Here is a 6,931-nt window from a genome sequence, read left to right on the forward strand (position 1 = left end):
TCCGTGCCCCCGAAGCCACGGAACCGATCGCCTACGGGCACTCCGTCCGGCACCGCTCGACACCGCGATGATCGTGGTCACAGCGCGCGCCGGACGGCGTACCTGGCTCTACGGGCCGCGTAGTAGAACGGGTACCGTAGAAGCCGTGTCCGCCTCACCCCGCCGCTCGGCACACAACCGCCCGGCCCTCATCGCGCTGGTGATCGTCGCCGCGCTGGGCTGCCTGGGGCTGGCCTGGTGGCAGTGGGAACGGTACGAGTCCGCCAGCGGCACCGGCCAGAATCTCGGGTACGCGTTGCAGTGGCCCCTGTTCGCGGGGTTCGCCGTCTTCGCCTACTTCCGGTACGTCCGGCTCGAGCGCGAGGCAGGCGAAACCGAGGAGAAGGACGCCTCGACCCCTGGGCGCGCCCCCGCAGCCCGGCGCGCCGCCGGTCCGGTCGCACCCACCGAACTCCCGGCGGGTCTGTTGCCCGAGCGACCCAAGGCCGTCCGCGATGACGACCCGGTGCTCGCCGAGTACAACCGGTACCTCGCCGCGCTGCACGCCAACGACATCGACGAGCAGGTCCGCGCGGCAGGCCTGCACACCCGCGAGAGGAGCGCCGGTTGACCACCAGCGAGAATTCCACCGAGACCACTGCCGCCCCGGCCCGGAACGCCGCCAAGATCGGTCCGGCACTGCTGCGCTACCGGGCGCTGGCCTGGATCACCGGCCTCTGGCTGCTGCTGCTCACCGGTGAGATGATCGCCAAGTACGGCTTCGACGTGCACACCCCCAGCTGGATCGCCGTGGTGCACGGTTGGGTGTACTTCGTCTACCTGCTGGTCACCGCCGATCTAGCGGTCAAAGTTCGCTGGCCGGTCCTGCGCACCGTCGGCACCCTGCTCGCCGGCACCATCCCGCTGCTGTCGTTCTTCGTCGAGCACGTCAACGCCAAGCAGGTCAAGCAGACCTTCGGCGTCTGACCCGGCCGCTCGCCGCCCGCGTCACCCCGCGGCGAGCGCCGCCAGCGCGGGCGTCAACTGGGCCAGCGCCCGCCCGCGATGCGACACCGCGTCCTTCTGGGCGGGCGTCAACTGAGCAGCGGTCACCTCGCCGCCCTCGGGGACGAACAGCGGGTCGTAGCCGAAACCGCCGTCGCCCATCGGCTTCCGGCCGATCGAACCGGGCCATTCCCCACGCACCACCGTTTCCGCGCCGCCAGGCACCACCAGCGCGCAGGTCGAGACAAACCGTCCGCCGCGGCGCTCGTCCGGCACATCCGACAGCTGCGCCAGCAACAGCGCGTTGTTGGCCGCATCGTCGCCGTGCCTACCCGACCAGCGCGCCGACAGCACACCCGGCATCCCGTTCAGAGCGTCCACCTCGATGCCGGAATCGTCGGCGACACATGGCAAACCGGTAGCCGCGGCGCCGTCGCGCGCCTTGGCGAGCGCGTTCTCCTCGAACGTCGCGCCGGTCTCGGGCGCCTCGTCGTACGGGGGGACGTCGTCCAACCCTAGGATCTCGATCCCGGCGATCCCCGCCTCGTCGAGGATGCGGCGCAGTTCGTTCAGTTTCTTGGCATTGCGGCTGGCCACCAGCAGACGACGAGTCATCACTTCTTCTTCGCGTCGGCCTGCTCCGGAAGCACGCCGGGATACGGCAGCGCCAGCGCTTCCTTCTGCACGACGAACAACTGCTCGCAGCCGGCCAGCGCGGCATCGAGCAACTTGTCCAGCGTGGAACGCGGGAAAGTGGCGCCCTCGCCGGTGCCCTGGATCTCCACCAGCGTGCCGGTATCGGTGGCGACCACGTTCATGTCGACCTCGGCCCGCGAATCCTCCTCGTACGGCAGATCCAAGCGCACCCGGCCGTCGACCACACCGACGCTCACCGCGGCGATCGCGCACGAGATCGGCTGCGGGTCGGCCAGCGCGCCCGCCGCGCCGAGATAGGTCACCGCATCCGCCAGCGCCACATAAGCGCCGGTGATCGCGGCCGTCCTGGTACCGCCGTCGGCCTGCAACACATCGCAGTCGATCGCGATGGTGTTCTCACCGATCGCGGCCAGATCGATGCAGGCGCGCAGCGAACGGCCGACCAGGCGGCTGATCTCCTGGGTCCGTCCGCCGATACGGCCCTTCACCGACTCACGCCCGCTGCGGGTATGCGTCGCGGCGGGCAGCATCGCGTATTCGGCGGTGAGCCAGCCCAATCCGGAATCGCGCCGCCACGCCGGCACCCCCTCGGTGACGCTCGCGGTGCACATCACCCGCGTCTGCCCGAACTCCACCAGCACCGAACCCGCTGGATGCGTGGTGAAACCACGGGTGACCCGGACCTCGCGGAGCTCATCGTCCGCCCTGCCATCGGCTCGTCTCGACACGGCCACAGCCTACTGTGTTGGATTTGCCGCGCCTCCGCGCGGCGTGTTCGCGGCCCCTTTGTGGCTCGCGTTCGGGCAATGCTCGGTCTCGCTTCGCTCGAAAGACGTGGTTGCGGTGCGCTGGGCACGTTGGTTTCATCCCCCGGGATCAGGCGCGCGGTTCCCACTAGCCGCCAGCCCGACTCACCGGCGACCGTTGGCCGAGAGGCCGGCCCACGCGCGACCGGTGCACTGCGAGCCCTGCCCGGCCAACCGCGGCTGCTCGATCCCGCTTCGCCCGAAAGACACAGTCCAGATGCGCTGCGTTGGTTTCACCCCGGCATAGGCGCGCTGTCCCCACGGCCGACAGGCCGACCCACCGGCGACCGTTGGCCGTTGGCCATTGGCCGAGGCGGACCTATGCGCGACCGGCGCAATGCGAGCCCAGCCCGGCCAACCGCGCATGCTCGATCCCCGCTCGGCTCGAAAGACGCGGTCCAGATGCCCTGGGCGCGCCGGTTTGCCACCCCGGCACAACAGCGCGCAGCTCCCACTGACCGACACACCCCCGGCGGGGTGCGATGCCGGCCCCCGGCCCGGCGCATGCTTCATCCGGCTCGAGAGACGCGGCCGGGGTGCGCTGGCGTGTTGGTACGAATTCTCGGTAGAGGGCGCCGATCGGGTTCCGAATCGTGCGGCGCTATGGGTACTCGGGGATCGGTTCGTCGGACCGGTGTGTTGTGGCGCTGCGAATCAGACGTCCGGGTTCGTCGGTCCGTTCGATGAGTTCGCGCCCATCCAGCCGTGATCCGGATTCGATCAGAGGTCGAAGGTTTCGCCCGGGGCCACCGCGTGGACCGGACCGGTGAACTGTTCCTTCGCTTCGGCGATCACGTCTTCGCGTGAGGTCCACGGGGGGATGTGGGTGAGCAGGAGTTCCTTCACTCCGGCCTCGGCGGCGATCTGGCCGGCCTCGGTGCCCGAAAGGTGAATGCCCGGCGGCCGATTCGCCGGGTCGTGGGTCCAGGAGGCCTCCGCCATCAGGACGTCGGCGCCCTGCGCGAGTTCGTGGACCTGGGGGCAGACAGCGGTGTCGCCGGTGTAGACGAAGGTGCGTCCGGCCGCGGTGACGATCCGCAGACCGTAGGACTCCGGCGGGTGGAACATCCGGCGCGCGGTGACGGTGTGACCCGGGCCGAACGCGACGGGCTGGCCCTCGGCCCAGGCCCGCATGTCGATCACGTCGGACCAGTCGTCGCATTCGCCGCCGACTTCGGCGGAGGCGTTGCCGATGCGCAGCGAGGTGTCCGACGGGCCGCGCACGATCGCCTTCCCCTCCGGGGGCGTCGGGTGGTAGCGGCGCCACACCAGCAAACCCGGCAGGTCCAGGCAGTGGTCGGCGTGCAGATGAGTCAGGAAGATGTCGACCTCACCCGGGTCGGCGTGGCGCTGCAACGCGCCGAGCACTCCCGGACCGAAATCGATGACCGTCGGCCGCATGTCCTGGCCGGTCAGCAGGTACCCCGACGCGGGAGAGTCCGGGCCGGACACACTGCCCGAGCACCCGAGGACGGTAAGGCGCATTCCCCCATGCTGCCACGCGGAATTCTCACTCAAGAAAGGATCCCCCACATTTCCGGCGGGCCGCCCACTCACCGCGGCGACGCGCCGGCTCCGGCTCGGTCCCCGCGGCGGTTTCGTCGTGCATCTCCAGAGAGTACCCAGCCGGCCAGCAATCCACTCAACGCGCCGAATAGATGCCCCTGCCAAGAGATTCCGGGCTGTCCGGGCAGGACGCCCCACAGCAGCGACCCGTACAGGGCCAGCACGGCGAGGCCGAGCACGATCTGCCCGACGTTGCGGGTGAACCAGCCGCGGCAGATGAGGAAGGTCAACCAGCCGAACACCAGCGACGACGCGCCGATGTGCACGCTGCCCGTCGCTCCGGTGAGCCAGACGCCGAGCCCGGCCGACAGCCAGATGATCGCGGTCGCGGCCAGCCCGCGTCCGATGCCGCTCGCCAACACCAGGAAGCCGAGAACCAGCACCGGGAGCGTGTTGCCGACCAGATGCCCCCAGTTGTCGTGCAGCAACGGCGCGAACAGGATGCCGGACAGCCCCTCGGCCCGGCGGGGCTCGATCCCCGCGCCCTCCAAGTCTCCGTGGACGGCGGTGTCGACCCCTTCGACCCCGTAGAGCAGCCCCAGGAATCCGGCGATCAGCACACCGGCCCGCAGCCACAGCTGCTTGATCGCGGGGGCGCCACCGGTCCCGGACGGTGTGGACGGACTCGGCGCACCGACGGGCTTGCCCAGCTGCGCACGGATCGCCGCAATCCGATCCGGGTCGAACGACGGCCCGAGTCCCGCGCCTGCCATGGCCACCTCCTCGCCGCGGCGGGGTCGTGGCCCCGCCTCACCGAGGGTACCGGCACGGCCGGTGATCAGGCCCAGAGCTGGCCGTCCAGCCGCTCCTCCGCCTCTTCGAGGCTGCCGTCGTAGGCGCCGGTCGACAGGTACTTCCACCCGCCGTCGGCGACCACGAACGCGATGTCGGCGCGCGTGCCCGCCTTCGCCGCCTTGCGGGCGACGCCCAGCGCGGCGTGCAGGATGGCGCCGGTGGAGATTCCGGCGAAGATGCCCTCCTCGAGCACCAGTTCGCGGGTGCGCTTCACCGCGTCGTAGGGACCGACCGAGAAACGCGTGGTCAGCACGCTCTCGTCGTACAGTTCGGGGATGAATCCCTCGTCGATGTTGCGCAGGCCGTAGACCAGTTCGCCGTAGCGCGGCTCGGCGGCCACGATCTCGATGCCGGGCACCTTCTCGCGCAGGAAACGGCCGGTCCCCATCAACGTGCCGGTGGTGCCGAGACCCGCGACGAAGTGGGTGATCTCGGGCAGATCGGCCAGGATCTCCGGGCCGGTGGTCTCGTAGTGCGCCGAGGCGTTCGCCGGATTGCCGTACTGGTAGAGCATCACCCAGTCCGGATTCTCCGCCGCGATCTGCTTGGCCAGCGCGACGGCCTGGTTGGAGCCGCCCGCCGCCGGGGAATCGATGATCCGCGCCCCGAACATGGTGAGCAACTGCCGCCGCTCCACCGAGGTGTTCTCGGGCATCACGCAAATCAGCTGATAGCCCTTCAGCTTCGCGGCCATGGCCAGCGAGATCCCGGTGTTGCCGCTGGTCGGTTCCAGAATCGTGCAACCGGGCCGCAGCAGCCCGTCGGCCTCGGCCTGCTCGATCATCCGCAGGGCGGGCCGATCCTTGATCGAGCCGGTGGGGTTGCGATCCTCCAGCTTCGCCCACAGCCGCACGTGGTTGTCACCGTCCCACTGCGGGGACAGGGTGCGCAGGCCGACCAGCGGAGTGTTGCCGAGGGTCGCGATCAGCGATTCGTAACGCGCCACGGGACCGGTCAGCCTCCGGCCACGGCGGGGAGGATCGTGACGCTGGCGTCCTGGGGAACCTCGGCGGCGAGCCCGCCGGCGAAGCGCACGTCCTCGTCGTCGACGTAGATGTTGACGTAGCGGTTCAGCTTGCCGTCCTTGAGCAGGCGCTCGGCGAGCCCGGGGTGGTTGGCCTCGAGGTCGTCGATCAGCGCCGACAGCGTGGCGCCTTCGGCCTGCACGCGCTTCTCACCTCCGGTGAGGCCGCGCATGATGGTCGGGATGGAGACGGTTACCGGCATGGGTACTCCTCGGTTTCGCGAACAGGCATCGGTCTAGTTCTCGTACGCGTCGACGATCCGCACCGGCTCCTCGGTGACCTCACCGTCCACGATCCGATAGCTGCGCAACTCGTGCTGCTCGGGATCACGGGTGGAGATCAGCACATAGTGCGCGAAGGGCTCGGAGGCGTACGACACGTCGGTGCGGCTCGGATAGGCCTCGGTGGCGGTGTGCGAGTGGTAGATGACGACGGGCGTCTCGTCGGCGTCGTCCATCTCGCGCCACACCTTCAACTGCTCGCCGGAGTCGAAGCGGTAGAACGTGGGCGACCGCTCGGCGTTGACCATGGCGATGAAGCGCTCCGGACGATCCGAGCCCTCCGGCCCCGCGATCACACCGCAGGCCTCGTCCGGGTGATCGGCGCGCGCGTGCGCCACCATCGCCTCCACAAGGTCGGCCCTGATCACCAGCACGAGTCGCACACCTTTCCACCACGCCGACCCATCGCAGTCGACAACGAGCCAGGATATTCGGCTATTCCCGCGCCGACGTCGCCCGGCCCCCGGTTCCGCGCCCGAGCGCACAACCGACACTGACGGCACATGAACAACGGCGCACTTCGACGCCGGTCACCCCCCCAACTCCCGGTCTCCAGCGCAGCCCGACCGACCGTGCACCGTTCGCAGCCCGGCTCGCCCCCCAGCGACCGCCGCATACACGAGGAAGAAGAGCAGCGACCAATCTGCACCACAACCTCGACCCTGCCCCGCAGCCCGATTCCGGAGTTCTGATGCCATCGCACCCGGCGCACCGCAACCACGTCTTTCGAGCGAAGCGAGACCGAGCATCCGCCGTTCGCGGCCCGGCTCGCGTTTGCGTGGCCGTCGCGTAGGCGACGAAGGAGCAAGCGGCGGTC

General features: G+C 69.7%; 9 protein-coding genes. 2 read left to right on the forward strand and 7 right to left on the reverse strand.

Annotated features, from left to right (window positions below; translation table 11 throughout):
- Nucleotides 1–145 precede the first annotated feature (145 nt).
- On the forward strand, nucleotides 146–610 hold the full coding sequence (locus ACWEKR_RS09665) for a transcriptional regulator (RefSeq protein WP_452354114.1): 465 nt from the start codon (nucleotides 146–148) through the stop codon (nucleotides 608–610).
- Nucleotides 607–966, forward strand: a complete 360-nt coding sequence (locus tag ACWEKR_RS09670; protein ID WP_452354115.1) for a DUF3817 domain-containing protein — start codon at nucleotides 607–609, stop codon at nucleotides 964–966. Before ACWEKR_RS09665 ends, ACWEKR_RS09670 begins: the two co-directional genes overlap by 4 nt.
- Before the next feature lie 21 nt (nucleotides 967–987).
- Here the strand turns inward: ACWEKR_RS09670 and rdgB are convergent, their stop codons facing one another.
- The 7 genes from rdgB to ACWEKR_RS09705 all read right to left on the reverse strand — a co-directional run bounded on the left by rdgB (nucleotide 988) and on the right by ACWEKR_RS09705 (nucleotide 6,488).
- Nucleotides 988–1,599, reverse strand: a complete 612-nt coding sequence (gene rdgB, locus ACWEKR_RS09675; protein ID WP_195084668.1) for an RdgB/HAM1 family non-canonical purine NTP pyrophosphatase — start codon at nucleotides 1,597–1,599, stop codon at nucleotides 988–990.
- On the reverse strand, nucleotides 1,599–2,369 hold the full coding sequence (rph, locus tag ACWEKR_RS09680; protein WP_195084667.1) for a ribonuclease PH: 771 nt from the start codon (nucleotides 2,367–2,369) through the stop codon (nucleotides 1,599–1,601). Before rph ends, rdgB begins: the two co-directional genes overlap by 1 nt.
- Before the next feature lie 798 nt (nucleotides 2,370–3,167).
- A complete protein-coding gene (locus tag ACWEKR_RS09685; protein ID WP_452354116.1) occupies nucleotides 3,168–3,932 on the reverse strand; it encodes a cyclic nucleotide-degrading phosphodiesterase in 765 nt (254 codons plus the stop codon).
- Between the two features lie 68 nt (nucleotides 3,933–4,000).
- On the reverse strand, nucleotides 4,001–4,726 hold the full coding sequence (locus ACWEKR_RS09690; protein ID WP_452354117.1) for a rhomboid family intramembrane serine protease: 726 nt from the start codon (nucleotides 4,724–4,726) through the stop codon (nucleotides 4,001–4,003).
- A 65-nt stretch (nucleotides 4,727–4,791) separates the two neighbouring features.
- On the reverse strand, nucleotides 4,792–5,754 hold the full coding sequence (locus ACWEKR_RS09695) for a cysteine synthase (protein WP_195088069.1): 963 nt from the start codon (nucleotides 5,752–5,754) through the stop codon (nucleotides 4,792–4,794).
- A gap of 8 nt (nucleotides 5,755–5,762) precedes the next feature.
- Entirely contained in the window at nucleotides 5,763–6,035 is a 273-nt protein-coding gene (locus tag ACWEKR_RS09700) for a MoaD/ThiS family protein (protein WP_063051456.1), read from the reverse strand.
- A gap of 33 nt (nucleotides 6,036–6,068) precedes the next feature.
- Complete coding sequence (locus ACWEKR_RS09705) at nucleotides 6,069–6,488, reverse strand: Mov34/MPN/PAD-1 family protein (protein WP_159842684.1); 420 nt, start codon at nucleotides 6,486–6,488, stop codon at nucleotides 6,069–6,071.
- Nucleotides 6,489–6,931: the final 443 nt, after the last annotated feature.

The organism is Nocardia sp. NPDC004573 (assembly GCF_053602135.1).